The organism is Thalassospira tepidiphila MCCC 1A03514 (assembly GCF_001662875.1).
Lineage (GTDB): Bacteria > Pseudomonadota > Alphaproteobacteria > Rhodospirillales > Thalassospiraceae > Thalassospira > Thalassospira tepidiphila.
The window spans coordinates 348,110-365,500 of sequence record NZ_JPVZ01000003.1; the positions used below are offsets into that span (position 1 = coordinate 348,110).

A 17,391-nucleotide genomic window follows, 5' to 3' on the forward strand; every position below is an offset into this window, starting at 1 on the left:
CATAATTTTGCCGGGCTTGGACGCAGAAAACCGCGACCGGGAGGTCCAATAAAAAAATGGCGTGCCGTAACAGGCGTGCCGCCAACTGGAGTGAGCCTGATGGCGACTGAGAAAGATCAATCCCTTCTTGCGGAAAGCACGATGCCGCGCGGTGAACTTTGCACCCGAACCCTTGCCATGCCCGCCGATACCAACCCGAGTGGCGATATTTTCGGTGGTTGGCTGATGTCGCAGATGGATATCGCCGGTGGCGTGATGGCAAGTCAGGTCGCCGAAGGGCGTGTTGCGACCATCGCAGTGGACGGCATGACGTTCCATCGCCCGGTTTATGTCGGCGATACAGTTTGCGTTTATGGCGACATCGAGAAGATCGGCAATACATCGATTGTGCTGCATCTCGAATCCTGGGTGCTCCGCCGCAATCAACCGCCACGCATCAAGGTGACCGAGGCGACATTTACCTTTGTCGCGATTGACGCCGAAGGTCGGCCGCGCCCGGTACGCAAGGATGAGGCAGACGCCTAAGCCCTCGCGAGATCAAATTCAGGAGCCCCGCCATGCAGAGCCGCACTGTGTCCACGCTGTTGACCCGTCCGGTTCTTGTCTGCGGGGCTTTGTTGTTTCCCATGCTAGCCGACGCGGGCGAGGCCGATTTGGTTGCCGCCAAGGTGACCAAGACCGGCGCAGATACCTATCGGTTTGATGTGACCGTGGCGCATGAGGATACCGGTTGGGATCATTATGCCAATGTCTGGCAGGTGATCGGGCCGGATGGCGTGATCATTGGGGAACGGGTTCTGGCCCATCCACATGTCAATGAGCAGCCCTTTACCCGTTCTCTATCCGGTGTGACGATCCCACCCGATATCACAGGTGTTACACTCAGGGCCGGTGATCTGGTGCACGCATTTGGCGGTGCAGAGTTAAGGATCGAACTGCCTGTTGAGGCTGGGCAATCTGTGACGGTTTCAAATTAGATCGAAACCTCTGCCCAAGTCCCCGGGCCGAAGCCCGGGGCAGAGTGTAGCACGTTGTTACCAGCTTGCCTTGGCAACACGCATGAAGTTTTCACCCATGATTTTATTGACGTCATCGGGCGAATAACCAATCGAAATCAGGGCATCTGCAAGGGCAGGGAGCTTGCGCGGATCGAACACCGCAGCACCACCTGCGCCGGGGCCGTAGCCACTGGCGGCGGGCCAATAGAAGTCCTTGTCGACGCCATCCGGGAAGTCGTTGGTGCCGGCGACCGATGGCATGGTATCAAGCCCGATGCCGACATGATCAACCCCGACCAGATCAACCGCATATTTGATGTGGCGGATCATGTCAGGGACTTCGGGCGCGTTTTTGGATTTAATGAAGCGCTGGAATCCGCAGATGCCGATCACGCCACCGGTATCGGCACAGGCCTTGATCTGTTCATCGTCGATGCAGCGTTCATGACCGCCCAATTCCTTGGGGTTGGCGTGGCTGAACACGACCGGCTTGGATGAGACCCGCATGATATCAAGCGAGCTTTGCCGCCCGGTGTGGGAGCAATCCATGATCATGCCGCTGGTGTTCACGGCCTTGACCATTTCAACACCCAGATCGGTCAACGGGATATCGACATCGTGACAGCCGCCGGAGACCGAGTTGTTGCGGTTATAGGCAAAGTGGATCTGCTTCACACCCAGCTTGGCAAAGACCGGCACCATTTCGGGCATGTCCTGGAGCATGACCGAGCCTTCAAGATCAAACCCGACGCCCAGCAGGCCCTTGGATTTGGCAATCGCCAGATCATCAAAGCTTTCGATCTGCATGTATTTGTCGGGGTTGGCGGCGATCTTGGCGCGGAAGGCGGCGATCACGCGCAGGATATGGGCAACGCTGTTCATATCCATGCCGACATTGACACAGACATAGTCGATGTGACCGGCAACATAGGTATCAAGCAGGTCTATCGGCGTCTTTTCATCAAGCGGCAGGCAGGCATGCGCATCCCACGTGAAAGACGGGATATGCCGACGTTGGTAATTGGCAAGTTTGCTGTCGGCCGGGGCGAAGGGTGTTGCGAAGCTCAGTGTGGTGGCGGAAGTCATGGTGTCTCCGTTCAGTCCCAGTCGACAAAGCTGTCGACAACGGCGCGGTCATAGCCGCCGGCAGCCTTGTAAAGCTGTTGCGAATAGGGATGTTCAAGTCTGCCATCTGCCAGTTGACTTGCAGTGGCGCGTTCAACAATACGGCCATGGTTCATAATGGCAATATCGTCGCACATATGGGCCACCACGGCGAGGTCGTGACTGACCATGATGTAAGTCAGGCCAAGTTCCCGGCGCAAGCGTGACAGAAGATTAAGCACTTCGGCCTGAATAGATACATCAAGGGCCGAGGTCGGCTCATCAAGCAGCAAAATCTTGGGTTCAAGGATCAGGGCGCGGGCAATCGCAACACGCTGGCGCTGCCCACCGGAAAGCTGGTGCGGATAGCGGAAGCGGAACGAGTTATCGAGCCCGACCTGTTCAAGGGCCTGCACCACGCGGGCATCGGAATTGCCAAGCCCGTGAATATTGACCGGTTCGGTCAGGATGCGGTCAATGGTATGGCGCGGATGAAGCGATCCGAACGGGTCCTGAAACACCATCTGCACAAGGCGATAGAATGTCTTGTCGCGTGTGGGGCCAAGTTCCTTGTTGTTGACCAGAATTTCACCTTCCCAGTCATCGACAAGGCCGGTGATGGTACGAAGAACGGTTGATTTGCCTGATCCCGATTCACCAACAAGGCCGAAGGACCCGTTTTTCGGAACCTTGATGTCGACATCCTTGAGAACGTGGTTGTCGTCAAACCAGGCATTGAGTTTGTTGATTTCAATCATGTGTCTACCCCTTAACCTTCGGCCCAGCTTGCTTCGCGTTCAAGGATCGGCAGATCAGAATGATCGCCATCCATTTTCGGCAAGCAGTTCAAAAGTCCCTTGGTGTAGGGGTGTTTGGCTTCGTGCAGGGCAGAGGCCTTGATTTCTTCGACCACGTGGCCCTGATACATTACCAGCACACGGTCGCAGAAGCTTGAAACCAGTTGCAGGTCGTGACTGATGAAAATCAGCGCCATGCCACGATCCCGTACCAGATCATCAAGGATCGCCATCACCTGAAGCTGCACAGTGACATCAAGGGCCGAAGTCGGTTCATCGGCAATGATCAATTCAGGATCAGGGATCAGCATCATGGCGATCATGACGCGCTGTCCCATACCACCGGATACTTCATGCGGGTAGGAGTTAAACACGCGCTCTGGATCGCGGATTTTAACCGCATCAAGCATATCAATCGCGCGGTGGCGGGCTTCCTTGGCGTTGACCTTATGGTGTTCGCGGTAGGCTTCGATGATTTGATCGCCAATGGTCATGACAGGGTTCAGTGAATATTTTGGGTCCTGCATGATCATGGAAATGCGCGCACCGCGTACCTTGCGCCATTGTTTGGGCGTCAGGTTTGCCAGATCGACATCATGGAAGGTCATTTGATCAGCGGTAATTTTACCGTTGGCCGCCGTCAGACCAAGTATGGCGCGCCCGGTCTGGGATTTACCAGACCCGGATTCGCCCACAATTCCAAGCCGTTCGCGACCGAGATCAAACGACACACCACGCACTGCATGCACATCCCCCTTGGGCGTGTTGAAGGTAACTTCGAGGTTTTTGACCGACAGAAGGGTTTCATTGGACATGATCAATCGCCTCCACGCGGGTCAAGTACATCACGCAGGCCATCACCCAGAAGGTTAAAGCCAAGGCTGACGATGAAAATGGCGATACCCGGGACTGTGGCAACCCACCATTGTTCAAGCAGGAACTGACGACCCTCAGAAACCATTGCCCCCCATTCCGGCATCGGTGGCTGTGCACCAAGACCAAGGAAGCCAAGACCGGCTGCAATCAGGATCATGCCCGCCATATCAAGGGTCACACGGACAACAAGCGAGCTCATGCACATTGGCATGATGTGACCGGTAATCAGGCCCAGGTTCGATGTGCCCTGAAGGCGGGCGGCTTCGATGAAGTCGGATTTGCGCACCGTGATGGTTTCAGCCCGTGCGATACGGGCATAAGGCGGCCATGCGGTAATCGCAATGGCAAGAATGGCGTTCTCCAAGCCCGGTCCAAGAGCGGACACAAAGGCCAGTGCCAGGATCAGTTTCGGGAAAGCCAGAAAGATATCGGTGATGCGCATCAGGGTGGCATCGATCCAGCCGCCAAAGAATCCGGCAGCTGTGCCAACCAGCAGGCCGACCGGGGCTGCAGTGATGACAACAAGGGCGACGATCAAAAGGGTGTATTGCGCACCATAGATCAGACGCGACAGAATATCGCGGCCCAGCTGATCCGTGCCAAACCAGTGTTCGGCACCGGGTGGTTGGATACGATTGGCAAGGTCAGCTGCCAGCGGATCATAAGGGGCCAGAAGCGGGGCAAAGATCGTTACCAGAATAAGGCCGATCACGATCGAAAGGCCGATCATGGCAAGTTTGTTTTCGGTGAACTTGACCCAGCCAAGCCAGGCACGTCCGCATTTTGCCTGCCAGCGCGATTTTGGCGTATCGGATGTCAGCCATTGTTTCAGGCCGGTTTGCGAAACTTGTGTTTGTGTTGTCATGATTATCTCCGCGCTCTGGGGTCGAGCAGGCGGTAAAGCACGTCAGAAAGCATATTCACACCGATAAAGACCGCACCGACCACAATCGTGCCACCGAGAACCGCATTCATGTCGGCATTGAGCAACGAGTTGGTGATGTAAAGACCAAGTCCCGGCCATGCGAAGATGATTTCGGTCAAAACCGAACCTTCAAGCAGGTTAGCGTATGACAGCGCAATCACGGTCACCAGTGGCACCATGACGTTGCCAAGGGCGTGGCGCCAGATGATGCGATGTTCGGAAATGCCTTTGACCCGAGCGGTCAGGATGTATTCCTGACTCAGCTGTTCGAGCATGAAGGAACGCGTCATGCGGGCGATATAGGCCAACGAGAAATAAGCCAGGATCGATGCAGGCAGAACAATGTGCGAGACAGCGTTCCAGAACAGGTCCATGTCGCCTTCGATCAGAGTATCAACCAGCATAAGACCGGTGGTAGGTTCGATATAGTCGAGATAGAACGAATCAAGGCGTCCTGGACCCGCGACCCAGTCGAGCTTCATGTAAAATACCAGAAGCCCCATCAGACCCAGCCAGAAGATCGGCATGGAATAGCCAGCAAGGCCGATCACGCGAACCATATGGTCGGGCCATTTGCCCTTGTTGATGGCGGCAAAAACGCCAGCGGGAATGCCCAGAACAACACCGATAATGGTTGCAATGGTTGCCAGTTCAAGGGTGGCCGGGAAGACACGCTTGATGTCATCGAGCACGGTGTTGGATGTCAGCACCGATTGGCCGAAGTTACCCTGCAGTACGTTGGAAATATAAATAAAGAACTGCTGCCAAAGCGGCAGGTTAAGCCCCATTTCTTCGCGCACGCGGTTGTACGTGCTTTGCGATGCATGATCGCCAACAGCGGCCAGCACCGGATCAATCGGCAAGACGCGACCGATCAGGAATGTGACAAACAGCAGGCCAAAAAATGTAATGGCAAGCGAGAATACCAGCCGCAGGACAGTTCCCGTCGGGCCGGAAGCGAAACGGGCGCGGTTGCGCCCGTCCCGTTTTTTGCGTTTAACAGCGGACATTACGACCGTTGTCTCCTTCGTCGAGATTAGTCTTTGGTGACATAACGATAATAGTTGTTATCGAATGACGGACCGAGGACGAAGTTGTTCACGTTGCCGCGCATGGATGCGATCTCGGTTTCCTGGAACATGATCACGAACGGACCATTTTCCAGAACTGCTTTCTGAAGATCGACATACATCGCAGCACGTTTCGCATCGTCGCGTTCCAGCGTGGCGGCATCGGTTTTTGCCGTCAAGTCACCGGCATCCCACGAGTTGCGCCAAGCGAGCGGCTTGGCAGCGGCATCGTCGGAGTTGTCCGGGTTCCATGCAAAGGTCGATGCGTTGGTGTGCGGATCCTGATAGTCCGGACCCCAGCGACCGATATAGATATCGTGCTGACGGGCGCGGTATTTGGTCAGGGTCTGTTTGCCATCACCCGGAATGATTTCCAGATTGATGCCAGCCTGTGACCAGGTCGCCTGGATCGACTGAGCCATCGCCATGATCGCGGTGGTGTTACGGGTGTCCATGGTTACGCTGAACCCGTCCGGATAGCCGGCCTCGGCCAGAAGGGCCTTGGCTTTTTCGATATCCAGGGAATAGGGGTTCTCGTTATATGCGCCCAGGAAACCTTCAGGCAGGAAGGCCTGATGGATCTGCGAACGACCAGCCAGGATGGTTTCGGAAATGCCTTTGTAATCGACAAGGTATTTCAGAGCTTCGCGGACTTTCGGGTTCGACAGATATTCGTTTTTCTGCGACAGGCCGAGATACCACAGAGCACCTTTGCCCTTGGACATCATCTTGATGTCGTCATTGTCAGAAATGGCAGCCAACTGATCGGCTTCAAGGTTACGGGCAATATCGATATCGCCTTTTTCAAGGAGGAGCTGCTGAGCTGCGGCTTCCTTGACGCTCTGGATAATCACGCGCTTCATTTCTGGCGCGCCGTCCCAGTAATCTTCGTTGCCGGTCAGGCTAAGGCTTTCACCTGCGGTCCACTTGTTCAGTTTGAACGGGCCGGAACCGGCATAGTTGGTTTTGAGCCACTCGTGCCCAAGGTCGCCGTCCACTTCGTGGGCAAGGACTTCTTCCTTGTCGACAACCGAGCCAACGCCAGCGGTCAGGCAATACAGCACGAAGCTTGGTGCGTAAGGCTTGTCGACTTCCATGACCAGCGTGGAATCGTCGGTTGCGTAGATCTTTTCCTTGACGTTATCGGCGGTGAAACCGAACTGACCAAGAATGAATGCAGGCGACTGATCCAGCAGGATCACGCGCTGTAAGGAGAAGGCCGCGTCTTCGGCGGTCAGCTCGTTGCCAGAGGCAAAGGTGATGCCGTCACGGATTTTGAAGGTAAAGGTCTTGCCGTCTTCGGAGACATCCCAGCTTTCGGCAACGACGCCATAGATCTTCGACACATCGTCATTGTCGAAACCGATCAGGCGGTCATAGGTGTTGCCGGCATATTCAGCGCCCGAGAATTCGAAAATCTGAGCCGGGTCGAGCGTGATGATGTCATCAATGGCAAAAGCCATGACCAAAGCATTTTTCGGCGTTTCGGCCTGTGCCATCATAGGTGCGGTCGCGAGCGCGGTCCCCATGACCAGCCCTGCAATAAATTTGCGCATGATGCGCCTCCCGATTGTTGTTGTGGGACTGCAGGCCAATGCGTGGACTGATCGGCTATCGAAAGGGAGGGCCAAAACGAGACGGGCTCAGCTTTATAACCATCCGGAGTTCTATCGACGCCTTCAGGCCCTTGTAATTGCGGGGCGGCCTGCAGGTTCGCTTAGTGCATGTGGAGCTGAGCATAATTTATACGATTAATCAATGACCAGTCGGTCAGCAATGCTGTCTAAATCAGCAAATGGCACAACTTTCCCGAAAATGCATTTCTTAAGGTTGTGTGAAGTCTTGGTGAAATTACCCACGCGGGTAGAACGGTGGTTTTACGCCGGGGTTTGGCCTTAGAAACAAAAAAGCGCCAGCGAAAAAATCGCGGCGCTTATTTTGTACGTCATTCCCAATCAGGAAGGGAATGGCGCGAGTGACGAGACTTGAACTCGCGGCCTCCGGCGTGACAGGCCGGCGCTCTAACCAACTGAGCTACACCCGCATGGTGCGTGGCGCGGTTTATATAAAGACCACCCAATTGAGGCAAGTGTTTTTTGACCGATTTTCAAAGAAAAATGCGCGGAAGTGTTTTGCCGGTTTAATCGCCAAGAAAGCGGCGCAAAAACAAAAAAGCGCCAGCGAAAAATCGCGGCGCTTATTTTGTGCATCATTCCCAATCAGGGAGGGAATGGCGCGAGTGACGAGACTTGAACTCGCGGCCTCCGGCGTGACAGGCCGGCGCTCTAACCAACTGAGCTACACCCGCATGGCGTGGCGCGGTTTATATAAGGGGTGGTTCGGTCTGGCAAGGGCTTTTTTGCAAAAAAAAGACGGACCGGAAATTTACCTGGTTGATCGTCCTTGGCAGTCTCGATGCGACGCCTGTTTCGCAGTGAAAAGCGGTCGATCCGGGGTGGGGCAGATGTGTAAAAAGCGAGTGAAAAACAAAAAGCGCCAGCGAAAAAATCGCGGCGCTTATTTTGTACGTCATTCCCAATCAGGAAGGGAATGGCGCGAGTGACGAGACTTGAACTCGCGGCCTCCGGCGTGACAGGCCGGCGCTCTAACCAACTGAGCTACACCCGCATGGTGCGTGGCGCGGTTTATATAAAGACCACCCAATTGAGGCTTAGCAGCCGGTCACAGGTGGTGCAAGCGCTTTTTTGCGATGATTTTTCAATTTTTAACCGCGTTCTTCCGGCGGTAGAAACCGACCCTGCATCGGGCACGTTAAAGTTCACCTGTCGGGCTTTGGTAAGGCGGGCAGGTGAGGGGGGTATTTGGGATTGCAAGGCGCGCATAAGCTCCACCTGAGACTGCATTGTGAAATGCTGCCCAGTGAGCGAGATCGTCTGCGGTCAAGAGGTGTGGGCTATTCGCGCGGTTCTGCGTAGCGTTCGGTCAGTTTGGTCAGGGCCGCGACAGTTGCCTGTTCGACGGTTGAGCCAAAACCGGTCACGCGGCCGGCAAGAATGACATAAAGCGAGTCGATATGGAGCTGGATCACCAGCAGCTGTTTTTCGTTGGCCGTGGTGCGGTCGGCAACGAAGATTTCCATCGATTTTGCGATCTGGGTCATCAGGGGATACTGGAAAGTGCCGCCCAGGGCCTTGACCGAATAGGCAAGGTCATTTGCCGCGATGATGGCTTCTGGCCGCTTGGGTTTGTCGCGCAGGGCATTAATTACCAGTTTGCGGCATTCCATCAGGTCCTTGCCGATGTCACGGACAAAGGTCTCGGAGCTGCGCTGTACAACCTGTTCGAGCTCTTCAAGCTGTTCAGGTGACAGGTTGATGTCAAATCCCTTGATGAAGTTGACAGCTTTGCGTTTCAGATCGGTCTGCGCAGGGATGATCTGCACATTCTTCTTTTTCTTAGGTTCTTCCGGCTTCACGATGGCTCCGCTTCCCCAGTCATAATGGGTCATTCGTCAAGGCTCCTACGATCAGGACCATCAAACTGGACCTGTCTGCGACGTCGGTCCGGGCCAAAATACGTTCCAGTGTTGATGAAACGTCTTGGTCGGGCGATGACCGAAACCAGACGGCTGTAAAGTGCCTTGGCGTTAAAGGGTTTGGCAAGAAATTCAGTAATCCCAAGGTCACGTGCCGTCGTCACATAACGCATCTCGGAATGTGCGGTCAGCATAATCACCGGAATGAACCGGTTTGGCGAATTGGTCGAATTGCGCATGACATCGAGGAATTCGAGGCCATCCATACCGCGCAAGCGCCATTCACAAATCACGATATCAATTTTTTCGGTGCGTAATACGTCAAAGGCATCATTCGGCGATTTTACACGCTGTATATGACTGGCTCCGAGATAGGCGAGCGTGTCATAGACTACCTGAGCTGAAATCTTGTCCCCGTCAACGATCAGAAAACTAATCTTACTAAAGTCTATTTTCGCGTTCATCCGGCCTCGGTTCCTGAGCATCATCACGAAATGCGTCGCTGTTCAGGGGGATACAGCAGCAAATCTAACCAGTTGCTGATGTATAAACCCTTATACCTTTGTCTGGTTTCCAGCAAGGCCAAACCACTCTGTGTTCAGCCCGAAAATCTGACAAATACTGACCCCAAGCCAGTTGAAAAGTTAGAACAAACGACGTTTACGTCTTTTTGTTTTTGATGCTCGCGTCCGGTTTGAACACACCCAATATTGGGCCTTTTTTTCAATAGTAAAGAGGAAGATCTTTTTTATTTCATGGGCTTGGTGACGCCGTCGTCATCAATCACCTTAACGGCAACACCGGACTCCTCGAACATTTCGGTCGATATCTTCATATCCTGTTCCCAGCGTTCAAGAAAGTCCGGGGTTAGTTTTGACTTGTCGACATAGACCTCGGCGATGCCCGCCTGAATGATGGCGCGCGCGCAATCACAGCACGGAAAGTGCGTTACATACAGGGCGCAGCCATCAAGCGATGTGCCGGTGTAACTGGCATTATAAATCGCATTGCGTTCGGCATGTTCGGTATAGGCGTATTTTTCCGGACGCTGATGGCGGCTTTCGACTTCGTCATCGACCCCGCGCGGAAACCCGTTATAGCCAACAGCACGAATTTCTTTTTTCGGGCCGATGACAACCGCACCGACCTGGGTGCTGCGGTCTTTTGACCAGTCTGCAATATGGGCTGCAAGTCCAAGAAAGCGATGGTGCCATTTGCTCATGAAAAGGGTCCTGTCTGCGCCGTAAAATTGGTCTGTAAGGCATTCGTTTTTGACCGGCAGGTTTCACCGGTACGCGTTCTTTAAAGAAGGTGCTTCTTGTAATTGTCCAGCGAAAAATCACATTTTTGTAAAGGCATTTAATGAAAAGTCCCTGTTCAAATAGGGGCTGATTGATTATTAAGGGGTTACCCCCAGAAAAGATCAGGACGCCTTTTCGTCTCGCCGCAGATGCAGGCCGAAGCGGGAAGGCTCACGTGTAAACCGAATAACAAGAGGTAGTAGCCGATGCGCCGTCAACGTAAGGCGAAGATCATCGCGACCCTGGGGCCGGCAAGTTCAAAGCCAGAAATCCTCGAGAAAATTGTGCAGACAGGTGTGGATGTGTTCCGCCTGAACTTCTCGCATGGGGAACACTCAGAACATCTGGCCCGTTTTGAAGCGATCCGTGTCGTCGAAGAAAAACTCGGCCGCCCGATCGGTATTTTGATGGATCTTCAAGGTCCGAAAATTCGTGTTGGCACCTTTGCCGACGGTGAAGTTGAACTTACCGCCGGTGATACGTTCAAATTCGATATGGACAAGAAGCCGGGTGACAACACGCGCGTGTCGCTTCCGCATCCGGAAGTCTATGCCGCTATCAAGCCGGGTGCGAACCTGCTGCTTGATGATGGCAAACTGCGCATGCGTGTCGAGAAATGCGACGACAAGTCGGCCGAATGTACCGTCATTACCGGCGGGCCGCTTTCCAACCGCAAGGGTGTCAACCTTCCGGATGTGATGTTGCCGCTCTCACCGCTGACCGAGAAGGACCGTGCCGATCTGGATTACGGTCTTGAGATGGGCGTTGATTTCGTGGCGCTTTCGTTTGTGCAGCGCCCCGAAGACGTTGCCGAGGCCCGCAAGATCATTCAGGGCCGTGCAGCCATCGTTTCCAAACTGGAAAAGCCGCAGGCGATTGATCACCTTGATGAGATTGTCGATCTGTCGGACATGATCATGGTTGCCCGTGGTGACCTTGGTGTCGAATGCCCCCCGGAAGATGTGCCGATCCTGCAGAAACGTATCATCAAAGCGTGCCGCGAAGCTGGCAAGCCGGTGATCGTTGCAACCCAGATGCTTGACTCGATGGTGTCCAATCCGGCACCGACCCGTGCCGAAGCATCCGACGTTGCGACTGCGATCTATGACGGTGCCGATGCCGTGATGCTGTCAGCCGAAAGTGCGGTTGGTAAATATCCGCTTGAAACCGTTTCGATCATGGACCGTATCTTGCGCCGTGTGGAGCAGGACGATCTTTATTACCGTATGCGTGACGCCAACCGCCCGGATCCGGAACATAACGCACCGGATGCGATCAGTGCGGCCGCCCGTCAGGTGGCCACTACCATCGGTGCGAAGGCCGTTGTTAACTATACATCGTCCGGGTCGACGGCATTCCGTGCTGCACGTGAACGTCCGGAAGTGCCAATTCTTGGCCTGACCCCGCGGATTCAGACCGCACGTCGTCTGGCCCTGTGCTGGGGTGTGCATCCGGTCTTTACCCGTGATGCGACCAACTTTGCCGAAATGGTCGGAATCGCCACCGAAGTAGCAAAGCGTGAAGAATTTGCAGGACCGGGTGATTCGCTAGTGATCACCGCCGGTGTGCCGTTCGGAACGCCGGGTGCGACCAATATTTTGCGTATTGCATGGGTCGGCAATAATTAACGCAAGTGATTGCGTGAAACGATTTTCGATGACGGGCGTCCTTTTGGGGCGCCCGTTTTCATTTGCGCAGACTGCCAGAAATCCGTCGGCGCGCAGGTTTTTCGATCGCAGCGGGCAGGAGGGGGCATAGACCCCTGTATCGTTAATGTTTTTTTGAGTCTTTGCGCCGATAGTCATTCTGTAATCAAGGCTCTGTCTATTGATATGTGCTCTTGAGATCGGGTTATGAAAATTAGACGCCTTGTCTGGTTGTGTAACACTGTCAGTTTGGGTTAAGCTGTTCTGACAAAACACAAAAATAAGGTATCGCAACGTCGATGCCGATACGCCGCCAGGCACGGGACCAGGGGAATTACTGCGATAATGCTGAGTTGGATGTTCAATCGGCAGAAAAATGCGGGCAATGGGGGGCTTGATGATAAAGCCTCGGCCAAGCTGCGTGATCTGGCCGACACTGTTCGCACCATCGCACCTGAAACGTTTGGATCTGATACAGGTCGCGTTCAGGGTCGCGCGATTCCCCGCAGACATGTTTCCGAAAATAACGCCGATGCATCGGCCCTTGAACACGCAGCCCGTCTTTCGTCTGAACTGGACGCGCTGGACGATGCCGAGGATGTACCTGATTTTGACAGCGACGTGCGCATGGATGTGGCGCGCCGTCTGCGTCGGCATCTGACAGATTTGAGCCCGTCTGAACGACTGGAAATGGTTGACGAGTTTGTTTCGGCGATTGCCAATATGGGTGACTGTTATCGCCCGCAGGTGATTGCGCTGATCGAACAGGAACTGGGCCATACACCTTACATGACCCGTCAGGCCGCCAACCGTTTGCGCCAGGATATTCAGGCGATTGGCCGGGTATCGATTGCCGATTATATCGAGCTTCTGAGCGATTCCGATTTCCTTGATATCATGCGCGGGCGTGGTGAATTCATTCAGACCGCAGCCGAACGTGAACGTGCCGAGCTTGAGGCCGCCGCCAAGGCCCGCCTGATCGAGCAGCAGGCGGAAAAGGAAAAGGGCGGTTTGCTGAACCGGTTGCTGTCATCTGATGACGCGCCGCGAAACGTTGTGCCGATGACGCCGCATTTTGTTGAAAAGACCGCAAAGCCAAAGGTGCCGGAGAACGATATCCTCGGTGGTCAGAATCGCATTTCGCGTCAGGCCCAGCGCCGCATTGCCCATTTCATTATGGCGTCCCTGTTTGACACGCTGGTCGAGCAGGGCCGGATGCGGACCGAAGTTGCCCGCGCCTTGCGCCAGTCGGTCCGTCAGCGGATTGAAAAGGCCCGTTTTGAAAACCGGATGCTGATGCCGTCGCGTGATAGAGACATGGATGTCGAGATCGCAGACAATGAAATGGTCGACAACGATGTCGTCGAGGCAACAGATGCCAAGATGACGATTGACCAGTATGTGCTTGATGCCCTGTCGCGCAATGATGATGTGCTGGTGGTGCAGGCACTTGCCCATTACGCGCAAATTCGGGCCAATGCCGTTTCCAAAATCCTTGATTCCGGCAGTGCCCGGGCGATCACCGCCCTTGCATGGCGGGCAGGGATGACCGCACCTGCGGCAGTCGTCTTGCAGATCAGCAACGGTATCCCGGAATCGGCAATTGAAAGCCCGGCGGCCGGTGGTCGTTTTGCAATGGCTGCTGCCGATATGGACTGGTATATCGATTTCTTTAGCGACATGAAGCCGGTGGCTTCGCGCATGAAGGTCGAAAAAGAAAGCGAATCTGCGCCGGCATCTGCACAGACGGCAAAGCCAAGCGGCAGGACCATGTCGCGCGGGCAGGGACTTCGACCGCGCAGTGGGCGCAACAGTGGCGGGCTCGAGGGGCTCGTCTCTGACAGGCGGTCCAAAGGTCTCAAAGAGGACTGAGTGCCATGAGCAGCAATCACGGCATCTCTTATGACGGGCTGAAACATGCCCTTACCATCAAGGAAAGCTATCTGTCTGGCGAGCCGCTTACCGTGACCGGGGCGGCCAAACAGCAGCGCCTGTTGATGCCGGAACATTTGCTGAGCAACGACCTTGCCCTGATGCAATATGACGATCCTCTGGCCCTTGCCGTGATCGCAACCAGGGATCCGGAAAGCCCGATGGCCTTGGCTGCCGCGATCCGTATGGGGCCGCATGCCAAATGCAAGGAACTGATTACCGGGGTCTTTGAAGTCGTTTCCGAAGCAACCAAGCATGAACTGGTTGCCGATTGCGCCAAACTTCTGACCAAGAACGCATTCAGCCCCGAAGCCTTCCATCTTGTGCGCACGCGCGCCTCCAATCATGTCGTGGAAATCCGCGAAGCCTATCGCCGGGCGATGGGGGATAACCTGCGCGCATTGCTGGACGGCAAGATGGCCGCGCGCGAGTTTGTCGAGGAATTCATCGAACTGGCATCAAATGGCAATCTGCGGATTGATATCTATCGCCGTCTGGTGATGAAACTGATGCGCTCAGACGCGGTGCGGCCAAGTGTGAAATTCATGCTGCTGGAACGCCTTGATCGGTTCCCGCAGATGGTAAAGCTTCAGATCGTCAATGAAGTCAATTCGGCACCCGATACCCCGGAATACCAGACCCTGAAGCAGGAATTGCGCTGGATCTACGAGGCAAAGCAGAAACAGCAGTTGCCACATGCCCAGCAGACGCCGATCAATGCATCGGTCAATGCGGATGCAGCCGGGCCGCGGATCACGGCGGCTGATCTTGTCGGGCGGTCACAGATCGATTTTGGCGCTGCTGCGGGCATGCATCGCCGCAACAGCATCATCAAACCGGCTGAGCCGACCCTGAAGCGCAACGCGACGCCCAGCATCATGACCAGCGGCGGCTTCAGCACGCGCGAACTTTCTTCCTGGCTTAACTAGGGCTCAGGCCCTGGGCTTTGCTGCCGATGTGCCTGGCGTTTGGCTAGCTCAGCATTTGCGATGTCGCGGTGTTTGCCGGGACATGAACATGCAGGCCAGCCTGTTTTTCCAGATATACGGTACAAATCACGCGCACAAGCGATGCGAAATTTGGGATGTCACCGCGTTGGGCAACGACCTCGTCGTGGATTTTACCGAGAAACTGCGGGGTGCTGAAACCTTCACCCGCGGCGATTTCATCAAGAATTTGCCAGAAACGCAGCTCCAGGCGCAGGCTTGTGACAACGCCGTTGATCCGCACAGACCGGCTGACAGACTGATAAAGTTCCGGGTCAGTTCCAGAATAAATCTGACACATTTGAACGCCCTTTCCTGTTTGTGCCGCTGTTACGAGTTGTGCAGCGGTTTTCTTTTTGTTTGGCGCAATGGTCGATCAAATGGCGCCCAAACGCAATCACCGTTTGGGCGCCGATACATTACAAATTGATTTCAGTGCCAAGAACCTTGAGGAAAGCCGCCATCCATTTCGGATGTGCCGGCCAGGCCGGTGCGGTTACCAGATTGCCGTCGATGCAGGCATCATCAATGGCGATGTCGGCATAGGTGCCGCCGCCAAGTTTGACTTCCGGTGCGCAGGCCGGATAGGCGGAAACCTTGCGACCCTTGATGATATCGGCTGCTGCAAGAAGTTGTGCACCATGGCAGACAGCAGCGATCGGCTTGTTGGCGGCATGGAAATCACGCACCAGACGAATGACATCTTCGTTCAGACGCAGATATTCCGGTGCACGACCGCCGGGGATGACAAGCGCGTCATAGTTTTCGGCACGCGCCGTCGCAAAATCGGCATTCAGCGCAAAGTTGTGGCCGCGCTTTTCGCTATAGGTCTGATCACCTTCGAAATCATGGATGGCAGTTGCAACCGTATCGCCGGCATTCTTGTCCGGGCAAACGGCGTCAACATGATGTCCAACCGCAAGCAATGTCTGAAACGGCACCATGGTTTCGTAATCTTCGGCATAGTCGCCGGTGATCATCAGAATTTTTTTCGCAGACATGTTTTATCCTCCCGCTTGTTTTCATTTGCCGCTATTGGGCAAGGGCAGGGAACTATACGCCTGATACGAGCTGGGCGGGTAACAGCGGGGTACTACGTACGAGGAAGTTGACGTGGTGTACGTTGTGGCACTCGTCGCCCAAACAAAAAAAAGAGGCCCGTTGGGGCCTCTTTCGAAATGCGGTTTTGTGAAAAAGAAGATCAGCTTTTGGATGCTGTCGGCTTTTTCGCAGCTATGGTTTTGGTCGCCGTTTTCGATGCGGTCGACCGTGAACGGGTTGCTGGTTTCTTGGCCGCAGTTTTTGCCGCAGGTTTGGCAGTCGGCTTTGCAATGGATTTTGCGGTGCTTGCGGTTTCTGCACTTTCGATGACGTGCAGGTCGCGCTGCGGGAAGGGAATAGAGAAACCAGCCGCTTCGAGTTCCGTTTTCGATTTACGGGTCAGATCGAAGAAGGTCGGCCAGAATTCACTGGTTGCAACCCAGCCGCGTGCGGTCAGATCGACCGAGCTTTCGCCAAGGGTGGCGACAAAGCTCATCGGTTCCGGATCCTTCAGTACGCGTTCATCGGATGCGACAAGGTTTTTAAGAAATTCGAGGGCCGCATCAACATCGTCATCATAGGAAATGCCAACCTTGATATCGAGGCGGCGGGTTGGGTTGCGCGAATAGTTTTTGATCGCGCTATTCCAGATTTGCGAGTTCGGGGCAGAAATAAACACGCCATCCGGCGTTTTGAGCAAGGTGGTGAACAATGTTATTTCAACAACGGTACCTGAAATCGAACCAGCTTCGATAAATTCATCGATTTTGAGCGGACGCAGGATAAGAATCATGACACCGGCGGCAATATTTGATAGTGTCCCCTGCAGGGCAAGACCGATTGCCAGACCAGCGGCACCGAGAACGGCGATGATGCTGGTTGTTTCAACGCCGAAGTTCGACAGAACGGCGACGATTACGAAAATCAAAATCACGTAACGTACAATGCTTGATGCAAGCGGCTTTAACGTCGCATCAACAAACTTTGTACTCTTTAGGGAATGGCGGACCAATGCAGCCGCCCGGCCGGCGACCCACCAGCCAACAATGAGTATCAGCACAGCGCCGAGCAAATCGAGGCCAAAGCCCAGTGCAAATCCTTTAAGCATTTCTGTGATGGTCGCTACATCGGTTTCGATCATTTGAACCTCGTCCGCTCCGTGTCATAATTGTGTTGATTGCCAACCATACTTCTGTATGAGAGGATTAGCATTACAGGT

General features: G+C 54.5%; 17 protein-coding genes and 3 tRNA genes. 5 read left to right on the forward strand and 15 right to left on the reverse strand.

Annotated elements, in window-relative coordinates:
• Positions 1 to 99: 99 nt before the first annotated feature.
• Positions 100 to 525 (forward strand): acyl-CoA thioesterase, encoded by a 426-nt coding sequence (locus TH4_RS08880; RefSeq protein ID WP_008891479.1) that lies wholly within the window; start codon positions 100 to 102, stop codon positions 523 to 525.
• Positions 526 to 557: 32 nt separating this feature from the next.
• Positions 558 to 977, forward strand: coding sequence for a hypothetical protein (locus TH4_RS08885; RefSeq protein WP_064780728.1), 420 nt, complete (start codon positions 558 to 560; stop codon positions 975 to 977).
• 57 nt (positions 978 to 1,034) lie between these two features.
• Here the strand turns inward: TH4_RS08885 and TH4_RS08890 are convergent, their stop codons facing one another.
• From TH4_RS08890 to TH4_RS08945, 12 genes are all read right to left on the reverse strand, one after another.
• Positions 1,035 to 2,084, reverse strand: a complete 1,050-nt coding sequence (locus TH4_RS08890) for a dipeptidase (RefSeq protein WP_083997029.1) — start codon at positions 2,082 to 2,084, stop codon at positions 1,035 to 1,037.
• Between the two features lie 11 nt (positions 2,085 to 2,095).
• On the reverse strand, positions 2,096 to 2,860 hold the full coding sequence (locus tag TH4_RS08895; protein ID WP_008891482.1) for an ABC transporter ATP-binding protein: 765 nt from the start codon (positions 2,858 to 2,860) through the stop codon (positions 2,096 to 2,098).
• Positions 2,861 to 2,871: 11 nt separating this feature from the next.
• A complete protein-coding gene (locus TH4_RS08900; protein ID WP_064780729.1) occupies positions 2,872 to 3,714 on the reverse strand; it encodes an ABC transporter ATP-binding protein in 843 nt (280 codons plus the stop codon).
• Positions 3,715 to 3,716: 2 nt separating this feature from the next.
• A complete protein-coding gene (gene nikC, locus TH4_RS08905; RefSeq protein WP_063087267.1) occupies positions 3,717 to 4,640 on the reverse strand; it encodes a nickel transporter permease in 924 nt (307 codons plus the stop codon).
• A 2-nt stretch (positions 4,641 to 4,642) separates the two neighbouring features.
• The gene (locus tag TH4_RS08910) at positions 4,643 to 5,710 is read right to left on the reverse strand and encodes an ABC transporter permease (protein ID WP_083997030.1); all 1,068 of its coding nucleotides are present in this window, start codon (positions 5,708 to 5,710) and stop codon (positions 4,643 to 4,645) included.
• Positions 5,711 to 5,736: 26 nt separating this feature from the next.
• Positions 5,737 to 7,326 carry an ABC transporter substrate-binding protein gene (locus TH4_RS08915; protein ID WP_064780730.1) on the reverse strand — a complete coding sequence of 530 codons (1,590 nt, stop codon included), beginning with the start codon at positions 7,324 to 7,326 and terminating at the stop codon, positions 5,737 to 5,739.
• Positions 7,327 to 7,737: 411 nt separating this feature from the next.
• Positions 7,738 to 7,814, reverse strand: a tRNA-Asp gene (locus TH4_RS08920).
• Between the two features lie 187 nt (positions 7,815 to 8,001).
• Positions 8,002 to 8,078, reverse strand: a tRNA-Asp gene (locus TH4_RS08925).
• A 243-nt stretch (positions 8,079 to 8,321) separates the two neighbouring features.
• Positions 8,322 to 8,398: transfer RNA gene (locus tag TH4_RS08930), tRNA-Asp, on the reverse strand.
• Between the two features lie 286 nt (positions 8,399 to 8,684).
• A complete protein-coding gene (locus tag TH4_RS08935; protein WP_008890967.1) occupies positions 8,685 to 9,239 on the reverse strand; it encodes a hypothetical protein in 555 nt (184 codons plus the stop codon).
• A complete protein-coding gene (locus tag TH4_RS08940) occupies positions 9,236 to 9,730 on the reverse strand; it encodes a response regulator (RefSeq protein WP_064780731.1) in 495 nt (164 codons plus the stop codon). The genes TH4_RS08935 and TH4_RS08940 overlap by 4 nt, the downstream gene beginning before the upstream one ends.
• Before the next feature lie 284 nt (positions 9,731 to 10,014).
• On the reverse strand, positions 10,015 to 10,488 hold the full coding sequence (locus TH4_RS08945) for a deoxycytidylate deaminase (RefSeq protein ID WP_008890965.1): 474 nt from the start codon (positions 10,486 to 10,488) through the stop codon (positions 10,015 to 10,017).
• Between the two features lie 285 nt (positions 10,489 to 10,773).
• Between TH4_RS08945 and pyk the strand changes: the two genes are divergently transcribed.
• The 3 genes from pyk to TH4_RS08960 all read left to right on the forward strand — a co-directional run bounded on the left by pyk (position 10,774) and on the right by TH4_RS08960 (position 15,074).
• Complete coding sequence (gene pyk, locus TH4_RS08950) at positions 10,774 to 12,195, forward strand: pyruvate kinase (protein WP_008890964.1); 1,422 nt, start codon at positions 10,774 to 10,776, stop codon at positions 12,193 to 12,195.
• Positions 12,196 to 12,558: 363 nt separating this feature from the next.
• Positions 12,559 to 14,085, forward strand: a complete 1,527-nt coding sequence (locus TH4_RS08955) for a DUF2336 domain-containing protein (protein ID WP_064780732.1) — start codon at positions 12,559 to 12,561, stop codon at positions 14,083 to 14,085.
• 5 nt (positions 14,086 to 14,090) lie between these two features.
• On the forward strand, positions 14,091 to 15,074 hold the full coding sequence (locus TH4_RS08960) for a hypothetical protein (RefSeq protein WP_064780733.1): 984 nt from the start codon (positions 14,091 to 14,093) through the stop codon (positions 15,072 to 15,074).
• Between the two features lie 43 nt (positions 15,075 to 15,117).
• On the opposite strand, the gene TH4_RS08965 is transcribed toward TH4_RS08960, so the two are convergent.
• The 3 genes from TH4_RS08965 to TH4_RS08975 form a co-directional block, all read right to left on the reverse strand.
• The gene (locus TH4_RS08965; protein WP_008890961.1) at positions 15,118 to 15,432 is read right to left on the reverse strand and encodes a ribbon-helix-helix domain-containing protein; all 315 of its coding nucleotides are present in this window, start codon (positions 15,430 to 15,432) and stop codon (positions 15,118 to 15,120) included.
• A gap of 118 nt (positions 15,433 to 15,550) precedes the next feature.
• Positions 15,551 to 16,132 (reverse strand): DJ-1/PfpI family protein, encoded by a 582-nt coding sequence (locus TH4_RS08970; protein WP_063090085.1) that lies wholly within the window; start codon positions 16,130 to 16,132, stop codon positions 15,551 to 15,553.
• Between the two features lie 200 nt (positions 16,133 to 16,332).
• Complete coding sequence (locus TH4_RS08975; protein WP_064780734.1) at positions 16,333 to 17,313, reverse strand: mechanosensitive ion channel family protein; 981 nt, start codon at positions 17,311 to 17,313, stop codon at positions 16,333 to 16,335.
• Positions 17,314 to 17,391 lie beyond the last annotated feature (78 nt).